This is a genomic window from Chthonomonas sp., assembly GCF_035294165.1.
In the GTDB taxonomy this organism is placed as follows: Bacteria; Armatimonadota; Chthonomonadetes; order Chthonomonadales; family Chthonomonadaceae; genus Chthonomonas.
The window spans coordinates 93612-114366 of record NZ_DATGLN010000207.1 but is presented as its reverse complement, the minus strand read 5'-3'; the positions used below and the strand labels follow the sequence as shown (position 1 = coordinate 114366).

The 20755-nt window shown below is 55.0% G+C and carries 13 protein-coding genes; all 13 read left to right on the top strand.

Features of this window, described 5'->3' with window-relative positions; translation table 11 throughout:
* Nucleotide 1 precedes the first annotated feature (1 nt).
* The 13 genes from VKV29_RS11600 (at nucleotide 2) to VKV29_RS11540 (ending at nucleotide 20751) form a co-directional block, all read left to right on the top strand.
* Nucleotides 2–853, top strand: a complete 852-nt coding sequence (locus VKV29_RS11600; protein WP_324201471.1) for a lysophospholipid acyltransferase family protein — start codon at nucleotides 2–4, stop codon at nucleotides 851–853.
* A gap of 64 nt (nucleotides 854–917) precedes the next feature.
* Nucleotides 918–2156 carry a DegT/DnrJ/EryC1/StrS family aminotransferase gene (locus tag VKV29_RS11595; protein ID WP_324201470.1) on the top strand — a complete coding sequence of 413 codons (1239 nt, stop codon included), beginning with the start codon at nucleotides 918–920 and terminating at the stop codon, nucleotides 2154–2156.
* Between the two features lie 18 nt (nucleotides 2157–2174).
* On the top strand, nucleotides 2175–3362 hold the full coding sequence (locus tag VKV29_RS11590) for a hypothetical protein (RefSeq protein WP_324201469.1): 1188 nt from the start codon (nucleotides 2175–2177) through the stop codon (nucleotides 3360–3362).
* A gap of 138 nt (nucleotides 3363–3500) precedes the next feature.
* Nucleotides 3501–6380, top strand: coding sequence for a hypothetical protein (locus VKV29_RS11585; protein ID WP_324201468.1), 2880 nt, complete (start codon nucleotides 3501–3503; stop codon nucleotides 6378–6380).
* Between the two features lie 282 nt (nucleotides 6381–6662).
* Entirely contained in the window at nucleotides 6663–7814 is a 1152-nt protein-coding gene (locus tag VKV29_RS11580; RefSeq protein WP_324201467.1) for a Gfo/Idh/MocA family oxidoreductase, read from the top strand.
* Nucleotides 7811–9010, top strand: coding sequence for a 2'-deoxycytidine 5'-triphosphate deaminase (locus tag VKV29_RS11575; RefSeq protein WP_324201466.1), 1200 nt, complete (start codon nucleotides 7811–7813; stop codon nucleotides 9008–9010). Before VKV29_RS11580 ends, VKV29_RS11575 begins: the two co-directional genes overlap by 4 nt.
* Nucleotides 8964–10364, top strand: coding sequence for a TlpA disulfide reductase family protein (locus tag VKV29_RS11570; protein ID WP_324201465.1), 1401 nt, complete (start codon nucleotides 8964–8966; stop codon nucleotides 10362–10364). Before VKV29_RS11575 ends, VKV29_RS11570 begins: the two co-directional genes overlap by 47 nt.
* A gap of 17 nt (nucleotides 10365–10381) precedes the next feature.
* Entirely contained in the window at nucleotides 10382–11887 is a 1506-nt protein-coding gene (locus tag VKV29_RS11565; protein WP_324201464.1) for a carboxypeptidase M32, read from the top strand.
* Nucleotides 11888–11906: 19 nt separating this feature from the next.
* Complete coding sequence (dnaG, locus tag VKV29_RS11560) at nucleotides 11907–13958, top strand: DNA primase (RefSeq protein ID WP_324201463.1); 2052 nt, start codon at nucleotides 11907–11909, stop codon at nucleotides 13956–13958.
* 41 nt (nucleotides 13959–13999) lie between these two features.
* On the top strand, nucleotides 14000–15211 hold the full coding sequence (rpoD, locus tag VKV29_RS11555) for an RNA polymerase sigma factor RpoD (protein ID WP_324201462.1): 1212 nt from the start codon (nucleotides 14000–14002) through the stop codon (nucleotides 15209–15211).
* Nucleotides 15212–15253: 42 nt separating this feature from the next.
* Nucleotides 15254–15685 (top strand): DUF6941 family protein, encoded by a 432-nt coding sequence (locus tag VKV29_RS11550; protein WP_324201461.1) that lies wholly within the window; start codon nucleotides 15254–15256, stop codon nucleotides 15683–15685.
* Between the two features lie 78 nt (nucleotides 15686–15763).
* Nucleotides 15764–19645 (top strand): DUF4175 family protein, encoded by a 3882-nt coding sequence (locus VKV29_RS11545; RefSeq protein ID WP_324201460.1) that lies wholly within the window; start codon nucleotides 15764–15766, stop codon nucleotides 19643–19645.
* Nucleotides 19642–20751, top strand: a complete 1110-nt coding sequence (locus VKV29_RS11540) for a prenyltransferase/squalene oxidase repeat-containing protein (RefSeq protein ID WP_324201459.1) — start codon at nucleotides 19642–19644, stop codon at nucleotides 20749–20751. Before VKV29_RS11545 ends, VKV29_RS11540 begins: the two co-directional genes overlap by 4 nt.
* The last annotated feature ends 4 nt before the right edge of the window (nucleotides 20752–20755 follow it).

The window sequence follows — 20755 nt, the reverse complement described above, 5'->3', positions numbered from 1 at the left end:
CATGCGGCCACGAAGCGAGCGCCAAAGAGACATCAAAATCCCTTGGCTAAAAGAGGGGTTTATGCAGTACTATGTGCCGCGCTATCTCAAACGCCACTTTCATACTCTCTACCTCTATGGCGATGCCCCTCGCATTGCTCTCAACGATTCGACCCCCCTTATCGTCTGTCTCAACCACAGCAGTTGGTGGGACCTCTTTGTGCCCGCTTTCGTCGAACATTGTCTGTTCCATCACGATGTCTATGCTGTAATGGATGCCGAACAACTTCAGCGCTACGCTATCTTCTCCAAAATGGGTGTTCTCGGCGTGGATCGCACCAACCTTCAAGGCATCAAGGCCTTTTTGGATACTGTAGAACACCTTTTCAAAAATCAACCGCGCTCGCTCTGGCTTACCCCCCAAGGCGAAATGGTAAGCAACTATCAACGTCCGGTTCATTTTCAGCCGGGGCTGGCCCACATCGCCATGAGACTAAAACGGTTCCATCTGCTGCACATGGCCGTACACTACGAGTTCTGGACAGAACGCTTGCCGGAGGCGTTTATCCACTTCTCGGAACCAACCTTCGTAGATACATCAGACGCCACGTGGAACCCCCAAACGTTCCTGCGGCAGCAGGAGACACGACTGCAAGGCCTGCTGGACTCTCTGCTGATAGCCGTTCAACGGCGCGACGCCACCTGCTTTCAGCCGCTCTTGCAGGGAGCAAGCGGCACTGCGCCCCTTTACGATGCCTTCCGTGCTTTTTTAGCTCGCCGCCAGCGTCGCCCCTTCTTCCGAGAGCACGGCGCCATCGCAACACCTCTTTGGAGGCGACGAAAAGGGAAATCAACCCACAATGAAGAATTTTAAAAAAGAGTTCCTGAAACGCTAGGGACAAGGTTTTACCTCCCTAGTGGCAGAAAGGAGGCTGCTCATGCTTATTACCGATCAAGAACCGTTGGCTATTGACGGTGGCAAGCCCGTTCGCGATAGACATCGGCACCCCTGGCCCCGGTGGCCCATCTTTGGGCATGCGGAAGAACAGGCACTGAAACGGGTACTGAACAGTGGTCAATGGTGGTATGTAGGTGGAACGGAAGGGGTTAGCTTTGAGAAGGAGTTTGCTGCCTTCCAGCACGCTCAATATGGCGTCGCCTGCACAAATGGAACGGCGGCCATCGAGATCGCCATCCGTGCCCTCGAAATCGGCTACGGCGACGAGGTCATCGTCCCCTCCTACACCTTCATCGCCTCTGCAAGCGCGCCTCTCATGGCCGGCGCTCTGCCCGTGTTCGTGGATGTAGACCCGCAAACCTACAATATAGACCCTGATCAGGTAGAAGCCGCAATAACCCCACGAACGAAAGCGATCATCGCGGTTCATCTCACCGGTCGCCCGGCTGATATGGACAGACTATTGGCAATAGCCAAGCGTCATAACCTTTATCTCATAGAGGATGCTGCGCAGGCCCACGGGGCAGAATGGCGTGGAAGGCGTGTGGGTGCTCTAGGCGATCTCGGCACCTTCAGCTTTCAAGCCTCCAAAAACCTGAATGCGGGCGAAGGCGGCATGGTTCTCTCGAATAACGAGTCCCTCGCCGATGCCGCGTGGTCTATCATGAACGTCGGACGCTCGCGAGGGGGGAAGTGGTACGAACATCCCTTCCCCGGCAGCAACTACCGTATGACGGAGTTTCAAGCCGCTCTCCTGCGCGCCCAACTGCAACGCCTCCCACAACAGATTCAACTCCGCTCACGCAATGCCGCCTACTTGCGCCAGCTGCTAGAGCAGATTCCCGGCATACAACTCCCTATCGAAGATGAACGCATCACCTGTCAATCCTATCACTTATATGCCTTTAGGTACCACTCTGACGCCTTCGGAGGCCACAGCCTTGAGGAGTTCCTACGTGCCCTAAACGCCGAGGGCATACCGAGCATGGCCACCTATCGCCCTCTCTATCAACAACCGGCCTTTGCTCATCATGCAGCACGCCTGGCCGCCCTCACAAACGGCAAAATTACCATGGACTACACAAAACTCCACCACCCCGTCTGCGAACAGCTCTGCGCGGAATGCGTCTGGCTTCCTCAATATGTGCTGCTGGGCACGCAACGAGATGTGGAAGATATCGCTACTGCCATCGCACGCATCCAAAAGGCATGGACCTAGCCCGAAAAGGATAAGCTGATGAACGCAAAAACTGTTATTCTGATCGCTCTCGTCCTCCTGTGGGCCGGCACGGTATCTCAAGCCCAGTCAACAGCTCTCTTTACCGATGCCTTCACAGAGGATACAGCTCCCTGGACGAACCTAGGAGGCGGCACTATCGCTATAACCCATCAAGCTTCCGACCTTCCACCCAACGCAAAAGGGGCACTTGTGTTCAACTACACGGTGAATCCGCAAAAGCAGGGGGCGAACAACGCACTGCCCTTTCAGGTGCTGATTCGCCCGGTAAAACAGGGCACGCTCGCCTCCCTCCAAGCTATCCGGTTTCAGGCCTATAGCGACATAGGTTCCCCTTTCATCTGTGCCCTCTCCGAACATCAGGGCGGTCGCTATCTACAGGTATTTTGGCTCCCACCGAAAACCTGGCAAGAGATCACCCTCTATCCTAAAGATTTTTGGCTCTCCGATAATAAAGGCGACCCACCAGACCCCGACGGCAAACTCGATCTCGATCAGATAGAGGCCATTGGCATCGTGCCGGTTAGCACCATTCTCAGCGCCTTCATGGGCACCGATCCCCAAATAGTGGGCATTCTACAGCCTAGTTCCGGCCAACATACGCTTCGACTTGCCGATTTCGAGGCGCTATCCAACGACACCCCTGTCCCTTCCACTCCAAGGCTCCCCGATGATGAAAAGGGGGTATGGATTGACCCGCTCAACCAAGATGCTATTCACTGGTTCCTTATCGGCTCCCAGGAGATGCAGTACGATCCCCATCCCCCCTTCCCCGATCGTGCCCTCGCGGTTCACTACCAACAAGGCCCCGATCGTCTCATCTTGCTTCTACATGACCTCCATCGTGTCGCAATGGGCAACACCGACCGCATCGTCTTCCAGGCCGCTGCGGAGAAAGGGGTGCGCCTTGCCGTTTCGCTTCAGATGAAGGATGGAGCTCGCTATTTTCAGATCGTAGACATTCCGGGCGATTCCAAACCAACAACCGTCTCGGTAAATATCGCCGCTATGCAGCCCGCTCCCGATTCGCAAGAGGCCCTGAGCCACCCCATAGATACCAATCAACTCACAACGCTCATCCTTGCCGATATCTCCTTCTTGTTCGGTCAGCCCGAGCAGCATAACACCATCTGGATCGGGCCTGTGCGCGCCGTTCAACAGACTATAGGCCCCAAAACAAGTAAGTAGGTATTACCGATGTCTTCACAACAACGACCGGACGGTTTCCCAAAACCGTCTGCTTTATCGCGTCGGGCCCTCTTAGGCAGTGCAGCCTGGAGCGGTCTCTTCTTGTTCTCAGGAAACAGCTTTGCTGAGGAGCTTACTATGAATAACACTGTGTCTAGCAATTCTCCCCTCGTCGCCTTTCCAGGCCCTTGGAGCTTTCTTCTACCGAAGTCGGCTATTATTCTGGTGAGCGATCAGGAGCTGGAAACCCTTGCACAAAATCCCGATCAACCGATCAATCTCAGCCTAGACACAACCCCACGGATGCAAAGCCTTCGTTCGGTCTGCGAAGCCGCACAAGCAGCCGGCCATCGAACCCTTATCGTCGCCTTCGACCAGTTTTTCGCCCAATACCGCCCCGGCCAAAATGCCCCGCGTAAGCTGATGCCCGATAGTGAAGAGTATATAAAGCTCATCGCCACCATCGGCCAGTTCGCTCAAAAGTACGGCCTCGCACTAGAGCTGAGCCTGCTTAGTCCCCTCGAAATCGGTCCCTCCTACGTTAAACAGACCGGCGAATCGGGCATCTGGATGCACTATCGCAAAGGCCTGCGCGACCCCGCCACCGGCGCCTACAGCGTTCAACTTTGGCGCCAACAGCGTTGGACTAACAATAAAGGCCCCATTCGTGTGGAAGATGCTGGCGTGCGCGTTTTCGCCTTCCACCAATACCCCCTCCATGGCACACCTTACCTCGTTGCAGACCCTAAAACCATTGTGGAGATCACGGATACCGCACACGTCGAGATTATGGGCCCCACCGAAGGTAGCGTCGAGGCCGTGCGCGTGCGAATCTACGGCAGAGGCAAAACCGATATCGGCCCTCTCGACCGCGTTCTAGCCGTCCAAATCTACCGTACACCGGAAATGGACTATTTCAGCGAAAAAGCTCTGCCCTACCTGAAAAACCTCGTGGATCGTTACATAGATGCCGGCGTGAAATTGAACGGCCTCTACTCTGACGAAATGCATATCCAACAAGACTGGGACTACTTCCATCATCATGATCATGGTGAATTTGCCATGCGCTATGTCAGTCCAGGCCTTGTGCGCGCCTTTGCAGCTAAATATGGTGATGAGTATCAAGACTTTGCAAAATATCTTCTCTATTTCGTTCACGGTCAGGAGGACAAGGCGCTAGACCTCACAGCCAAAGAAGGAGCGATGCATGTCTTCGGCCCAACCCCGGAGGATATTCATGCCACTGCACTTTTCCGAGCTCGTTACTATCATTTCCTCCAGGATGGCGTTGTAGCTCTCTTTGCGGAAGCCAAGCGCCATGCCGAAAAACGGATGGGACATCCACTCGAGGCGAGAGCGCATGCCACATGGGCTGAAAGCCCAACCATTGACTACTGGCGGGTGGGGCAGGAACCGGACAACCCGGCAAAATACGAGTACACCTCAAATTTCGTGTGGTCTAATACCGTACAACAGGCGGCTGCAGCCTGCTATGACTACTTCTCCTGGGGCGACTATCTTACCGGCAACGGCAACGACCATGCTGAAGGAGGCTACGCCGATCGCGACTACTTTGCGCTTGCCCTCGCCTGCTCTACCGGTATCCTCAACACCATCCCCTACTCCTACGCAGCCTACTGGGGAATGCCGGGACCCGTCGCCGAACGACGTGGCGCTTTAGTGGATGCCTACGGCGATGCCGGCTCTCCCTTCTACGGCATGGTTCAAGATATGCAACATCGTGACGTAGATGTTCTCATGCTCTACCCTATAGACCTTGTGGCCGCGGAAGAGCGCTTTGGCAGTTGGATGACGCTCTACGGCTACGCCAACTATGTGACCCAAGCTAAGCTTTTGGAAAGAGGAAGGGTCGTCAGAGGCGCCATCGAGATGGCAGGCCGGCGTTTTTCCACCCTGGTCACCCTTTTTGAACCGTTTCCCTCTCAGCAACTCCTTGCCCTCATCCGGCAGATGTTGCAGGAAGGCGGACGTGTCATTTGGGCAGGCCCGCCTCCTCTACTCTCCAATGAGGGGCAACCCATTCTTGCCACATGGAGCGGGATTTTCGGCGTCTCTTATAACCCCTCCCAAGAATGGGGCAAGATGGCGCCGGGAAGGGAGGTTCGCTTTGCCGGCCCACTGAAGAATGTCAGCCCGCAGATAATTCTTACCCATCTGCTTCCCGACCGCATCTATCCGGTCACTCCTCAGAACGGTGTCGAACCGGTCGCTACCGTCCAAAACCACATTGTAGGCACACATCGCTCGTTTCCAAACGGCGGCACCGCCGTTTTTCTTGGCTATCGCCCTCGTGACGATCAGGCGGCCTGCCTCGGCTACGAAACACGCAACTGGTTCGAGGTGCTTACAGCCCTCGGTGCCTACCCACCCACGGGTCGCTTTCCTCATGTCAACGACAACACGGAGTATCTGTCGCGCACAACTCCCTACCTCTGCTGTCGTTTCCCAAATGGCGCAATCGCCATCGCACGGCATTTTCGACACACCCCCGAGCTGTGGCAAGGCGGTTTCGCACGAGACCCAAAAGCAGACCAGGCCTATCTGCAACAACATCCCCTTCCTCCTTCACTGCTTCAGCTAAAGGATTTCCATGTTCATGGGCACAGGATTTCCTACGAGGGCGACCTGGCGGTTACTTTCCGCGTTGACGAACGCCATCGCCTCGTCGCATTTGCCGGCAGAAACACCGATCGCATCCAAGTGGATGAAAATACAACCGTTTTTGCGGATAAACCGATGCCTCTAGTCGCCTGGGCGCCGGTACCTCCTGAATGCCGCGTACCACACGGCGCCATCCTGCGCATCTTTGCCTACGGCGAAGGAACGATCCGGATCCCCCTCATCCAACCCTTGCGAGAGGTACAACTCTTTGCCGAAGGCCCTCAGCCCGGCAGCCGTGGCGACGCCTTGCCTGCCCACATCGAACAGGGCGCTCTCGTCTTTAACCTAACATCCGCCCATTCCGGCCGCTGGCTCTATGCCGTCCCACGTGAGTAGACCGATGTAGCCCTAGTAAGGCCGTCACCTTCCGGCTAACCACTACCGCCTACAGTCGGCACATTGCCCTCGCCGAGGTAAGCCGCAGGGCTTCGCAGCAAGCGCCAGACCAATTCCCCATATTGGCGACAGTCCCCCTGGTCTCAATTTTTATGGAGAGCAGGAGAGGAAGCTTTTCATCCTTCCAATTTGAGATATAGGGCCTCGCCTAAAGAAGGGAATAGGCGCCGAAATGGCGAAAAAGCAGGTAGATTCTATTTCATAACAGAAGGAGTTTCCGCTATGGCAGATGAAGTCGTTCGCTTTGGGGTGATCGGTGTAGGAGGGATGGGAGCAGGGCATTGCAACATGCTTTCCAAAATCCCCGAAGCCAAGCTCACGGCGGTCGCCGATGCGGATGAAACGGCCGTGAAGTCGGCTTCTGAAAAGTTTGGAGTGCCCGGCTTTACAAACCACCTTGCGCTACTTGAAAGCGGGCTTGTAGATGCTGTGATCATCGCAACTCCTCACTATTTTCATCCTCCTATCGCCATAGATGCATTCGAACGGGGCATTCACGTGCTTTCTGAAAAACCGCTGGCCGTCACCGTCTCGGCAGCGGACGCGATGATCGCTGCCGCTCGCCGTTCAGGCCGCAAGTTTGGCATCATGTACCAAATGCGTTCTGAGCCGCATCACCTTGCAGCAAAACAGATTGTGGAGAGCGGCGCCCTTGGCGAAATCTATCGTACAAGCCTCGTTATGGGCTGGTATCGTAGCCAAGCTTACTATAACTCCGGTGGCTGGCGGGCCACATGGGCCGGTGAAGGGGGAGGCGTGCTTATCAACCAAGCCCCTCACTACCTCGACCTATTCTGTTGGCTCGCCGGTTTACCCGCTTCGATCACCGGCACAACCCGCACGCGCCTTCACGACATCGAGGTGGAAGACGAAGCCTACGCCTTCCTTACCTATAAAAACGGGGCGCATGGCTACCTCTATGCCTCCACGATGGAGGTTCCAAATCATAATATGCTTGAGATTTGTGCCGACCGCGGCAAGATCGTCATTCATGGCAGCCGCCTCCAGTATTTCCGTGTTGAAGGCTCCATTCGTGAGTTCACCTACACCACCAAAGAGATGTGGGGTAGCCCCAAAGTCACCGAAGAACCTGTGCCCCTGCCTGAGGAAAAACCCCTGAAAGGCCACGCCGCCATCACCCAGAACTTCGCCCGCGCCATCCTCTATAACGAGCCGCTCATCGCCCCCGGAGAAGAAGGCCTAAACGCCATGGAGCTGATCAATGGCATCATTCTGTCTAGCAAAATCCAAAGCACCGTAGAGCTTCCCGTTAATCGCACAGCGTACGATCAGCTTCTCGAACAGTTGAAAGCGACATCGAAAGCAAAAAAGAATGTTGAAACGCAACGTGTTACCGACCCGAACTTCACATGAACATCTACACCGATAGCCCAAACGGCGTTCTACCGGCTCAGTGGATACGACAAGCCATCGAAAAAGGCTGGATCGAAGTAGAAGAACCTCTTCGATCCGGCCAAATCCAGCCCAATAGCCTCGATCTGCGGCTGGGCGCAGTGGGCTATCGTGTTCAATGCAGCTTCCTGCCAGGCGAAGAGGGCATGGCACAAAAACTTGCCCGCTTCGGTTGGTACCACTTTTGCCTTCCAGAAGAAGGGGTGGTTCTAGAAAAGAACCAGGTCTACATCTTTCCCCTTGTGGAACGCCTTGCCTTACCCCCAAGAGTGCGTGGCCGGGCGAACCCGAAATCTACAACGGGACGTCTCGATGTTTTTTGTCGCCTTGTTACCGAACACGGAGTCGCCTTTGACGAAACCCCAGAAGGATACCGAGGGCCTCTCTACCTCGAAGTGGTACCACGCTCTTTCGCCATTCGGGTACGTGCAGGCGATGCCCTAGCCCAGATTCGCTTCCAAACCGGAGACCCACGCCTCTCTGTCGAAGAAACCCGTGCTCTCCTCGATGAACTTCCTATTATCCTCAGTTCCGAACTGCTGCCGCTTCGCTCCCGCGATCTAGCCATCTCCAATGGAATTCTGCTCTCCATCTACCTCCCGCGTTACAGCGGCCAAGGCAGGCAGGCTACCATCGGCTATCAAGCCCGCAAGAATACCCCACCCATCGATCTCCGCGCCATCGGTCAAGCGCGCAAACGGCACTACTGGGATCGTCTCTATGCCGACGGAAAACCCATCATCCTCGAGCCGGACGAGTTCTATATTTTTCGCTCTCGCGAACTTGTCTGTCTTCCCCCAACAATCTGTGCAGAGATGGTAGCCTTCGACGCCGGTAGTGGCGAACTGCGCACCCATTACGCCGGCTTTTTCGACAGTGGCTTTGGATACGCCCCCGATCTCCCCGCCACCGATACCGCTGCTGCCGTGGTGCTTGAAGTGCGCAGCCGGGATGTTCCCTTCCTCATTGAGGATGGGCAACCTCTCTTCCGCATCCATCTCCTGCGCTGTACGGAGGCACCGGAATTCCTCTACGGCTCCCAAGCAGGCTCAAGCTACCAATCCCAACGCGATGTACGCCTCAGCAAACAGTTTACAGGAGCCCAAGAAGATGAGGACGATGATACACCTCAGCAACGTCTTAACCTACTTTCTTAATCGCCACCAAACAGCAAGCACCAGGACGTCGCCTTTGATACCGCGCCGATACTTTCTAAGCAAGCTAACGTCCTCTCTTGCCGCTTTGGCAGGAATCTGGCCGGTTATAACCCCACTGCCCTGCCATGCCGATACCTTTCATTTCGATCTCGTTACCGGCCCCGAAGTCTATACGGTCGCACCGCCCACTACCCCCAGGCGCGCCCCACTTTTTGCCAAACGCCCGCCTCAGGTCACAAAGCTCCCCCCAAACCTGGTTAACCCCTATTTTGCCTTCATACCCCTTTGGCCCAATGGCAAAGAAATAGACTATGTAGCCCTCGTGCAGTTTCCTCCCAACAAGCCGCCCATCCTCATCGTGGACGGCGATCTCGATGGCGACCTTACGAACGATCCCCCCGTCCAATGGAAAACGTTTCCTTATAAGGCGGCAAACGGTCAACAACTCACCCGCTACGAGGGCGATGCGGTGCTTCATGTTCACTACAGCCCCGATCACGTCGTAGACCTGCCCATGCATTTTATCTTGCCCGACCCCAACGATCCCAATGCCGCAGCCTACGGTCAATATCTGCTCTACCTTCCCGACTACATTCGTAAAGGAGAACTCATCCTCAACAACGTCAAATACACTGCCTACCTTTATGACCTTCTTGCCAGAGGCGATTTCAAATGTGACGTTAGCGCCTCCTTCCCGGGCAGCATCCTGCTGATTGATGTGAACCATAACGGAAAAATTGACGCCCGTGGAGAGATATATCGTGCCGACCGACCGTTCAACATTGGCGGCACCACCTATCAACTAACCATTCCCGACTACGATGGCAGCACGGTAATTGTGGAGCGCTCGCCAAAATCGGTTCCGGAGATTCCACCCCCGCCCGATCTAAATGTCGGTCAAATAGCTCCCTCGTTTACCGCTACAACACTTAAAGGAAACATCGTCCACTTTCCACAAGACTACCACAGCAAACGCGTGCTGCTCTACTTCTGGGGCTCTTGGTGTCCCCATTGTCGGGCACAGCTTCCCTATGTAACCGCTGCCTACAAAAAATATCATAGCAAAGGCCTAGAGATTCTAGGTATCTGCATCGAGCCGGCCAACTACCGAGATCAGCTTATGGCCTTCCTCAAAGCACATCACATGACATGGCCGCAGGTCTACGATGGCAAATATTGGGAAACTGCAGAAGCACAGCTCTATTTCATCCATATCGTGCCTTACCCCATTCTCATTGATGGAGATAGCGGGCGTATTTTGGCCGGTAGAGAGCAACTGCTCGGCCCGGAACTTGATAAGACGCTTTCCCATTTTCTAAGCACTCAACCCTCTGCGGTATCATCAACACGTTAAAAAGGAGAAAACAAACCTTGTCCGATGCCCTTGACCAATTAAAACGACACCTTGCACCCATCATACGTCTTCAACAGATTGACGGTCTGCTGTCGTGGGATCAACAGACCATGATGCCCCCTAAGGCAACAACCGCTCGCGCCGAACAGATGGCAGCCCTTGAATCCATTATCCATGAACTATTTACTTCTACCAAAACTGCCGAGCTGCTCGCCAAATGCGAATCGGCACTCGCCGATACCGACCCGAATAGCGACGAAGCGCGTCTTGTACGCGTCACCCGCCGCGATTATGATAAAGAGACGAAAATACCGGCGACCCTCGTCGAGGAGTTAGCCAGGCACCAAGCTATTTCTCATGAAGTGTGGGTGGAGGCTAGGCGCGAGAACAACTTCTCGCTTTTCGCCCCTGCTCTCGAAAAGATGTTTGCGCTCACCCGTCAAAAAGCCGAATGCCTCGGCTATCAGCACCATCCCTACGATGCCCTTATAGACCTGTATGAGCCGGGCACGACCTATGCCGATGTGGTGGCTTTGTTCAATTCCCTCAAACCTGCCCTTATCGCGCTTGTGAAAAATATCTCCGAGGCGGAACGCCAGTTCGATGATTCCTGCCTACAAGGCGATTTTGCAGTTGAAAAACAACACACCTTTACCCAAGAGGTAGTGCAGGCACTCGGCTATGATCTCACCAGGGGACGCCAAGACCCCGCTCCTCACCCCTTCTGTTCCGGTTTCTCTCGTGATGACGTGCGCATCACTACCCGATTCGATCCCCATCTGCTGATGAAAGCGCTCTTTGCCTCGCTTCATGAAGCCGGGCATGCCATGTACGAACAAGGAACGCCGGAGGCCTACGAGGCCACCCCTCTCGCCGGAGGCACGAGTCTAGGCGTTCACGAGAGTCAATCCCGTTTTTGGGAAAACATGGTGGGCCGCAGCTATGCCTTCTGTAAATGGATTCTTCCGCACCTTCAAAAAGCCTTTCCCGATCCCTTCGCGCACTTAAACGCTTTAGAACTCTACCAGGCGATTAACCGTGTTCAGCCCTCCTTTATCCGGGTAGAGGCCGATGAGGTTACCTATAACCTCCATATCCTCCTCCGATTCGAGTTGGAAACCCAACTGCTCGATGGCACACTGTCGGTTACGGATTTACCCGATGCCTGGAACGTAAAGATGCAGGAGTATCTCGGCATCACACCTCCCAACGATGCCCTAGGCTGTCTCCAGGATATTCACTGGGCCGGCGGGCTTATCGGCTATTTCCCAACCTATACCATCGGCAATCTGCTCTCGGCACAACTGCGAGAGACGATGCTACACGACATCCCAAACCTGGAAACGCTGATCGAACAGGGAGAGTTTGCGCCTATCCTTCAATGGCTGCACCAGCATATCCACGTCTATGGCCGTAAATTCCTACCACAAGAACTCGTTATTCTGGCAACCGGCAAACCGCTCTCTGCAGGCCCCTACCTCGCTTACCTGCAAACTAAATTCAAAGAGCTTTATGCCCTTTGAAAACAAAAAGTAGGAACTTATGCTCCGTGATCTGCAAGCTTTAAAAGAGGAGATACGCGCCCATAACGACATTGTAGATGTCATCGGCACCTACGTGCGTCTTCAACGGGCAGGAAAAGACTATAAGGGGCTTTGCCCTTTTCACGATGATAAACGCCCCTCCTTCCATGTCAGCCCTACCTTGCAGATATATAAATGCTACGCCTGTGGTGAAGGAGGAGATGTTTTTAAATTCATCCAGAAAATGGAGAATCTGGAGTTCCTCGAGGCCATGGAGTGGTTGGCCAAAAGAGCAGGCATTCCTTTCGACCGGCATCACCTAAGCGGGGAAGGGATGAGCCGACGGGAGCAGATGCTGGCGATTAATCGGCTTGCCTTAGAGTTCTTCTGCGAACAACTGCAGCGGTATGAGGAGGCCAAAGCCTATCTGCTTCATCGCGGGGTGCTCTATGAAACGCAAAAGCTTTGGGAGTTGGGCTACGCCCCGGCCGGTTGGGATGCCCTACTTAATTATTTGAAAAAAAAGGGTGCCGATCTTGCTCTGGCCGCCTCTTTGGGGCTGATCAAGGCGCGCAAACTGGAGGGGAGCGGCTTTTACGATACCTTCCGACATCGCATTATCTTTCCTATCTACGACATTGGCGGCAATATCATCGGCTTTGGAGGGCGCACATTAGACCCGGCAGAGCCGGCCAAATATATCAACTCCGACGCCTCTCTCCTTTTCGATAAATCGCGCGTTATCTACGGGCTTCATTTCGCCCGCCGCAAACTAGCACGCGATGTGCCACCGGTTTTCGTGGAGGGCTATCTCGATGTGATCGTCGCCCATCAAGCCGGTTTTACCCAATGTGTAGCCACGTTGGGCACAGCGCTCACCGAACATCATGCTCGCATCCTCTCGCGCTATAGCCCCAAAGTCATTGTTTGCTATGATAGTGATGAGGCCGGCCTCCGCGCCACCCTACGCGCAGCTATTATTTGGGAAAGTCTCGGTATTGAGGGCGCCGAAGTGCGTGTTGCACGATTGCCCTTAGGCGAAGACCCCGCCTCGCTTCTCCAACATCCGAACGGGATCGAAGAGTTTCAGCGTGCCCTCGACCAAGCCGTTCCGCGCATAGATTTTCTTCTAGAACGTATTTTGGAAAGACACAATGTGCAAATGGAAACGGGCAGAAGCGATGCCCTTGCCGAAGCAATAGCTCTCCTCGCTACCGTTGAGAAACTATCGGTGCGTGCACGCTATGCCGACCGCATCGCCTTCCTTCATCCGCTCTTTGGAAAAACCGGCGTCGAGCGGGTCATCGAACAGATATTGGCCGATATCGAGACGGCAGCCGCCCATCTCCGAGGAGGCCAAGCCCCAAGGGCACTTGGCTACCCACTTACCGAGGAGGCAAACAGAGGCCCTCTTCGCGAGCAGCCCCCTTTGCCCGCATTTCGGCCAACATTGTCGGTAAAGGCGTCAAAACCCCCTCAGCGTAACGTCCCCACAGGGCAAACCGCAAAACGTGGCTTGTCTGGCACATCCCAGAGCCTCTCAAACATTCAGGAGCCGTTGCCTCAACAACAACTTAGTCGTGCCGAAAAAGCGGAGCGACAGCTGTTACGTGCCCTCTTCAGTGCCGAGTGGCGGCTGCGCCTACTTGAACACCTGCGCCCCGAACTGATGGTGACCCCCTACGGCGTCAAGCTTTTGGACTGGATCGCCCACACCACCCCCCAAGCCGACGGCACCATAGACCCTCGCCCTCTCCTCGATCGGGCACTAGCAGAAGAAGCACAAAGCGGTGAGAAAGCAAACACGCAAAATTCTTTTTCATTTTCCCGATTTCTGCTAGAAATCTTGGAGGATTCTGCCTATCTCGTGTCGAATGAACAGTTACGAATAGAGGTTGTAGACGGATGCCTTAAGCAACTGCAAAGTTACCTGTTGGAAAGAGAGAAGCGTGAGCTTGCCCAGCGGCTACAACAAGCAGTGAGTGAGGCAGAGCGTCGCGACCTCCTCGAACAGTATCACCAGAAGGTGCGCCTCATTCGAGGCTCTCTTGATAAAGCGCCGAACCTTTAGGTGCAGAGCCTCGTGCGCCCCCTCTGAAGGAGAGTGTGAGCATGACCGGCGCCGCCGCAGAGACAACCTATACGTCGGACGAGACGACCAAAACACGTAAACAACGCCGTCGTTCGTTTTCCCTAAACGGCCAGCAAGCTCGTCTGGCCTCCGAGAGAAAGGCTAAGCCCACCAAAACGGAAACCGAAATGGTTTCCCTGCCCCTTCAAGAGGATATCCACGCCCTTCCTTGCCTCCAAACAGGAGACCTTCTGCCCGCGGTCGAAAATGCAACGCCTTGGCCCGATCCTGATGAAGTGGATGACAGCCTTTTTGTCTGCGACGAGGAGATGGCTTCTCTGCCCTATACCGAAATGCAGTTCTCCGACGATGTCGAAACCTTTACCCTTGACGATGCTGTGCACGCCTGGCTGCGCGAAATAGGGAAATTTCCTCTCCTCACCGTGGAAGAGGAGATACGTCTCGCCCAGTGCATCCTACGCGCCCGCGAAAACAAAGACGACCCCGAACTTAAACGGGCCGCCCAACAGGCTCGCGATACCCTCACCCGCGCAAACCTGCGCCTCGTGGTCTCTATTGCCAAACGCTACCATGGTCGGGGTATGGCCCTCTCCGACCTTATCCAAGAGGGAAATATCGGCCTTCTTCGTGCCATCGAAAAATTTGACTATCGCCGCGGCTATAAGTTCAGCACCTATGCAACATGGTGGATTCGTCAAGCCATTACACGTGCCATCGCCGATAAAGGCCGCACCATCCGCATCCCCGTCCACATGGTAGAAACGATCAACAAGCTCGTCCGCATCTCGTCTCAACTGCTTCAAGAGTACGGCCGTGAGCCAACTGTTGAAGAGATCGCACGTGCCATGAACCTGTCGCCTGAAAAGGTAACCGAAATCATTCGTATCGCCCCGGAGCCGCTTTCCCTTGAAACACCAATCGGTGAGGGTGAGGAGAACTGCTTGGCCGACTTCGTTGAGGATAAAGAAAATAGCTCCCTGCCCGAAATCGCCTCTCAAAACATTCTGCGTGAGAAACTTGCCGATGCCCTCAATATGCTCGAAGAACGCGAACGTGAGGTGCTTATTATGCGCTATGGCCTTGAAGATGGTGACCCCAAAACCCTTGAGGAGGTAGGCCGACACTTCTGCCTGACGCGAGAGCGCATCCGACAGATCGAATTGAAAGCCCTCCAAAAGCTACGCAGTCCCCGCTATAGCCGTCATATTCGAACCTATCTCGAATGGCAATAGATTTTTCTCAAAAACGATGTCCTTGAAGAAATGGAAAACCCTATGTCGGAAGAAGACGAAGTACAGGTTAGCTACTTTGTTATTTGCGACCTCGTCATTACCGAAGAACATACGCGCAAACAGTCGCTCATTGGTATCTACTCGGCGCTCACAACATCTCAGCTGCCACTCCATGCCAACATGGCCGTGGCCTTTAGCCTCCGCCTGCAGTCGGCTACGCCGCGTCGCCTACGGGTACGGCTGCTCGACCCCGATGGCGGCACGGTCCTAGAAACCCCCGATCTCCCCTTCGAGTGGCAAACCGTGCTGCATAGCCTGGAACGCTCGGCGTTTGCAACCATCCAAATCGGCCTTAATCTACGTATGGTGCCCATTACCAAGGCGGGCGTCCACGTGGCAGGCCTACTTTGCGATGATCGCCTCATTGCCTCCTATCCCCTTCAAGTTTTTCTGCAACAGCCCATCGGCAGCTAGACAGAAGCACATTCTTCAATGGTAACCTAAAGAAAACCTAAGCGTCTAACGTATATAAGAACTAACGAGGCTATCGCCATGGAAACACCGAATAACTTATTGATTGCCAAACTTCAGGCCGCACGCACACGCTATCGCCTGCTTACCGCATTGTCAGGCCTTTTCTGGACGCTGAGCCTATCTATCCTCTTTATCATCATTGGGTTCTATGTGGATCGCTATATCACCCTCTCCTATACCGGCCGAGTCGTTTGGCATGATCTCCTTATTGCGCTCGCCCTGCTTTCCCTAGCCATAACGCTTGCCGCTGCCTTGCTTCGCAGGCTGCCCGATAAACAATTGGCCATTAGGGTGGAACGCCGATTCCCGGTGTTTGCAGAACGACTTCTCACCAGCCTTAGCCTTATGCCTGCCTTGGCTTCCGACGCCGCCGGCTTCTCTCCTACCCTCGCACAATCCCTGCTTCGCGAAACCCACCAGATCGCTGCCGACCTCGACTTTCGCAAAGCTGTTAATACCACACCACTTCAACGTGCTACCCTTGTCGCTTTTGCTTGTCTCCTTCTTCTACTGCTGCACATTCTGCTTGCCGGTCAAGCTTTCGGTGTCTGGATACTGCGTCTTTCCTACCCAAAACAAGATATCGCCCCCTTCGCCGCAACTCGCCTGCAGGTTCTTCCCGAACAAACTCTCCTGCCCGAAGGGGCTTCGACATGGATCACCATTAAAACTTGGGGCAAACCGGCCACACAGTGCACGCTCCGTATCCATCGGCAGACCGACCCTCCCGACATTTGGCAAACGATAGCGCTCGATCGGCCTACTACCATTCAAACCGCCGGCTCTCTCAAAAGCTCTCTCTTTCGCTACCGCCTTGCACATCTCACACAAAGCGTATCGCTTGTTGCCCTCGCCAACGATGGGCGCTCCAATACACGAGATATTACGGTTGTGCCGCTTCCTACTATCGTGAATGTCCGGCTGCGCATCCAGTTCCCGGCCTATACCCATCGTCCACCCCAGATCATCAATGCGCCCACAGGCAGCTTTACCGCCCTCAAAGGGTCGTATATTCAAGTGAGCGCTACCACCAATACCCCGTTACGCTCCGCCCTCTGTTACCTCAACGGGGTACCATCTGCTTGGCATATCGCCGGCAAAACACTCTCAGGTGCTTTCAATGTGATGCAAAACGGCACCTATCGCTTCATTCTAACCGACCAGCATGGCTTCACGAACCCCAATAGCCCCACCTATACCATTCGTATGGAGCGCGATCAGCCTCCCTCGGTTCAAATCCAGCGACCGGCCACCGACCTTGATCTCGTGCCCAATGGCTCGCTGCCGCTGGTGGCCCATGCCTCCGATGACTTTGGTATAGACCGCATGGACTTGAACTACCAAAAAGCGCATCAAGACCCAACGCAACTCTCATCCGCTCTACCAAAGGGAGCACCCATTCATCAACTCCCACTGCCAGGACCTACCGGTGCTCCCTCTGCCGACATTCGACTCCGCTGGCATCTGGCAAGCATTCAGCCTCACGTGGGCGATGTCATCACCTATAATGTAAGCGCCACCGATAACGATGCGGTAGATGGCCCCCACACGACCACCTCGCTCTCCTATCATATCCATATTGTTAGTGTGCCCGAAATGCAACAGAGGCTGAAGGAGGCACTCGACGAAGAGCAGCATGCGCTAGAGGAGCTGCGGCGCACTCAGAACGAGGCCCAGCAACAGACCCAGCAAGCCCGCCTTCATCCGGCCCCCGATCGCATCTCACAGGCAGCTCAAACACAGATGGCCGCCTCCGAACAGGCCCGGTCTTTAGCCCAAGAAGTTCAGAACCTCACCCAGCAGCTTCAAAATAACGAGTTGGCTACGCCCTCTGAACTCAACCGACGCCAACAGGCGGCAGACGCCCTGCAAGCTCAGGCCAACCAGAAAATGCCCGCCACAGCACAAACGCTTCAGCAAGCGGAATCGGCCAAAGCACCACAGCGCCTCGACAATCTCAACCAAGCCGGTCGGCAACAAAATAGCATTCAAAAAGAACTCGATCGCATCCAGCAACTTCTCTCGCGCACCCCTTCGGCCGATCAGTTAGCCCAAAAAGCGGCCTCCCTTGCACAACAACAACAGCAACTTGCCGATAGCTCTCGGGCCATTGCAGAAGACCTTCGCTCAAATAACAAAACGATGGCACCCGAAGATAAGATGGGCCTGCAGGTTGAACGCCAACAGCAGGCGCAGGTCAACAAAGAGACCCAACAACTGGAGCAGCAACTGCGACGCGCGGCGCAATCCGCCCAAGAACGCGGTGATCAACAGACCGCCCAGGCGCTTAAACAGGCCGAAGAAGCGCTTAAACAGGGCCAAGTGCACTCCAACCAACAACAGGCTCAGCAAAATCTTCAACAAAACAACCCGCAAAACGCGGCCCCGCACCAAGATCGCGCAGCCCAAGCGCTTCAAAAGGCTGCCGAGGCCGCACAACAGGCTGCAGGACAACAAAACCAAATGACTTCTGCCGAGCAGCTCGAGCAGGAGGCCCAACGCCTCCAAGAGCTAGCCCAGCAACAACGGCGTGTGGCTAACCAGATTCAGCAGCATCCCGATTCCTCTCAAAGCCATGCTTTGAGCCGCCAAGAACAACAGATACAACGCCAGGCTCAACAAGCACAAAACGCTCTGCAAGGCGTGCCCCAAGCCCAACAAAACCTACAAAATGCTCAACAGAACCTTCAGCAATCAGGACAACAGCTTCAGCAGAACCGCCCACAACAAGCCCAGTCTCCTGCTAATCAGGCGGCACAAGACCTTCAAAAAGCAGCCCAGAACGCCCAAAGAGCCGCTCAACAACTCCGACAAATCCAAGCGGCTCAACAACTTGCCGAGAAGGTGCAGGAGCTTGCACAACTGCAACATGGCCTGCTCGATACCACCCGCCGCCTCGATAAGGCCGCCCAACAAGGGAACCTCGATAGCAACGATATGCGTGAGCGGCGCCAAGTTGGTGCCCGTCAAGAGGACGCAGAAAACCAAGCCAACGAACTTGCCGGTAAATTTCCCTCGCCCGCGTTCCAACGCGCCATGCGCATGGCAGCAGGCCAAATGGATAAGGCAAGCAAAAATCTTAATCAGGATGAACCAAACACCGGAACTTCAACTCAGCAGGCCCAAGAAAACGCGGCGCGTACTCTCGATGCTATCGCGAAAGCTCTGCAAATGCAGGCCCAAAATAGCAGCGGTCAGCAACAGGCCGATCAACAAAACGGCCAAGAGGGAGCGAACGCAGCCCAGCAGGATGAGATGGCCGAAACCCTCGGTGAACTTATGTTAGGCCGCTCGCTCCAGAACCAACTGCGCCAAGAAACAGGCCAGCTCGACCGAGAGCGCGAACAACGGCCCGACCACTCCTTATCCCCTCAACAACAGCAACAGGCGGAGCATCTTGACCGAGGGCAGCAGATGACCGAAGAGATTACCAACGGGGCTGCACAACACCTTCAGCAGATGCCCGATGCGCAAAGAGCTGCACAGCAGGCAGGGCAACATATGCAACGTGCCGAACAACAGTTGAGCCAAAAACAGACGGGTCGCCCCACCCAAGAGCAGCAAGACCAAGCCTTGCATAACCTCGACCAAGCTATACAACAGGTGCAGCAAGCCCTGCAACAACAGCAGCAACAGCAACAAGCCATGCAGCAGGCCATGCAGGGCGCCCCACGCCCCATGCAGCGCCCGGGTAGCCAACCACAAATGCAACCCTTTACCCGCCTCGAAGGCGTTCAGCGTGGAGCCCTCTTCAGCCCCAACATGCTTGCGGGCAAGCCCTCTCTCGATCCACGCGCCCAACGAGCCCTCCAACAAGGCCGACGCGAGAAAATCCCACCCGAATTCCAAGATTTTGTCTACCGATACTACGAGAGCCTTGCGGAGAAAAAAGGAAAATGAAGCGCCACTTATGGAGTGCGCTCTTAGTTGCCGTACCGCTCTTGCTAACAACGGCGCCTGCATTCGCCGGCCAACAACGAACAAGACGTCCGGTATCGCCTTGGGATGTCGAAGCGCGTCTCTACCTTGGCACGCCGCAATCGGAGCGCGCCGTGGAACGTGGCCTTAAATACTTGGCTGCCCAGCAGATGCCCGACGGCCATTGGGCGAGTGGAGGCTACCCTGAGGATGTGGCCATTACCGGCCTTTGCCTTCTTGCCTTCCTTTCCGCAGGTTATCAACCCGGCCGCGGCCCCTACGGCACCAATCTCGATCTAGCCGTGGATTGGCTTGCCAAACAGGTTCAAATGAGCGGACAGTTCGCCCCACCCGGCCTCATTCGTAGCGCCAATGGGGGACCTCCCATGTATGGACACGGATTTGCTCTACTTGCTCTCGCCGAAGTCTATGGTATGACCCGCCTGCGCGGCCTTAAACCGAAACTGGAAGCTGCCATTCGCCTCCTGGAAGATACGCAAAACCAAAACGGCCAACCCTGGCTCGATGGAGGCTGGCGCTATATGCCTCGTCCAGGCGATGCCGACCTGTCTGTCACGATCGTCGAGTTTATGGCTCTTAAGGCCTGCCAAAATGCCGGCCTCGCCGTCTCCCAAGAGACCCTCAATCGCGCTATCGGCTATATTCGCCGTGCCGCCAACCCAGATGGTGGCTTCAGCTACCAAATCGGTCAAAATCAATCGAACGTTGCTCGAACCGGTGCCGGTGTGCTTGCCCTCTATCTCTCTCATCTCAGCAACACTCCAGAATGTCAAAATGGCCTTCGTTATCTGGCCGAACATCCCCTCGATGCACGCAACTTCTGGCTCTATCGAGAACACTTCCACTATGCCATCTACTATGTCACCCAAGCGGCCTACCAAGAGGGCGGAACGCTTTGGCGCACCTGGTACCCCGCCATTCGCGATGAACTCGTCCGCACCCAAAACGCAAACGGAAGCTGGGAAGATACCCCCTTTGGCTCCGATGCAGGCGGTGTTTATGCCACCGCAATGTCCATTCTTGTACTTCAGGTACCGGCCGGCTTATTGCCGATATACCAAAAGTAGGTCG

Coding starts and splice junctions, on each gene's coding strand:
- VKV29_RS11595 (WP_324201470.1), top strand. CDS start 918: ATGCTTATTACCGATCAAGAACCGTTGGCTATTGACGGTGGCAAGCCC.
- VKV29_RS11600 (WP_324201471.1), top strand. CDS start 2: ATGCGGCCACGAAGCGAGCGCCAAAGAGACATCAAAATCCCTTGGCTA.
- VKV29_RS11585 (WP_324201468.1), top strand. CDS start 3,501: ATGAATAACACTGTGTCTAGCAATTCTCCCCTCGTCGCCTTTCCAGGC.
- VKV29_RS11575 (WP_324201466.1), top strand. CDS start 7,811: ATGAACATCTACACCGATAGCCCAAACGGCGTTCTACCGGCTCAGTGG.
- rpoD (WP_324201462.1), top strand. CDS start 14,000: ATGACCGGCGCCGCCGCAGAGACAACCTATACGTCGGACGAGACGACC.
- VKV29_RS11545 (WP_324201460.1), top strand. CDS start 15,764: ATGGAAACACCGAATAACTTATTGATTGCCAAACTTCAGGCCGCACGC.
- VKV29_RS11550 (WP_324201461.1), top strand. CDS start 15,254: ATGTCGGAAGAAGACGAAGTACAGGTTAGCTACTTTGTTATTTGCGAC.
- VKV29_RS11540 (WP_324201459.1), top strand. CDS start 19,642: ATGAAGCGCCACTTATGGAGTGCGCTCTTAGTTGCCGTACCGCTCTTG.
- dnaG (WP_324201463.1), top strand. CDS start 11,907: ATGCTCCGTGATCTGCAAGCTTTAAAAGAGGAGATACGCGCCCATAAC.
- VKV29_RS11590 (WP_324201469.1), top strand. CDS start 2,175: ATGAACGCAAAAACTGTTATTCTGATCGCTCTCGTCCTCCTGTGGGCC.
- VKV29_RS11580 (WP_324201467.1), top strand. CDS start 6,663: ATGGCAGATGAAGTCGTTCGCTTTGGGGTGATCGGTGTAGGAGGGATG.
- VKV29_RS11570 (WP_324201465.1), top strand. CDS start 8,964: ATGAGGACGATGATACACCTCAGCAACGTCTTAACCTACTTTCTTAAT.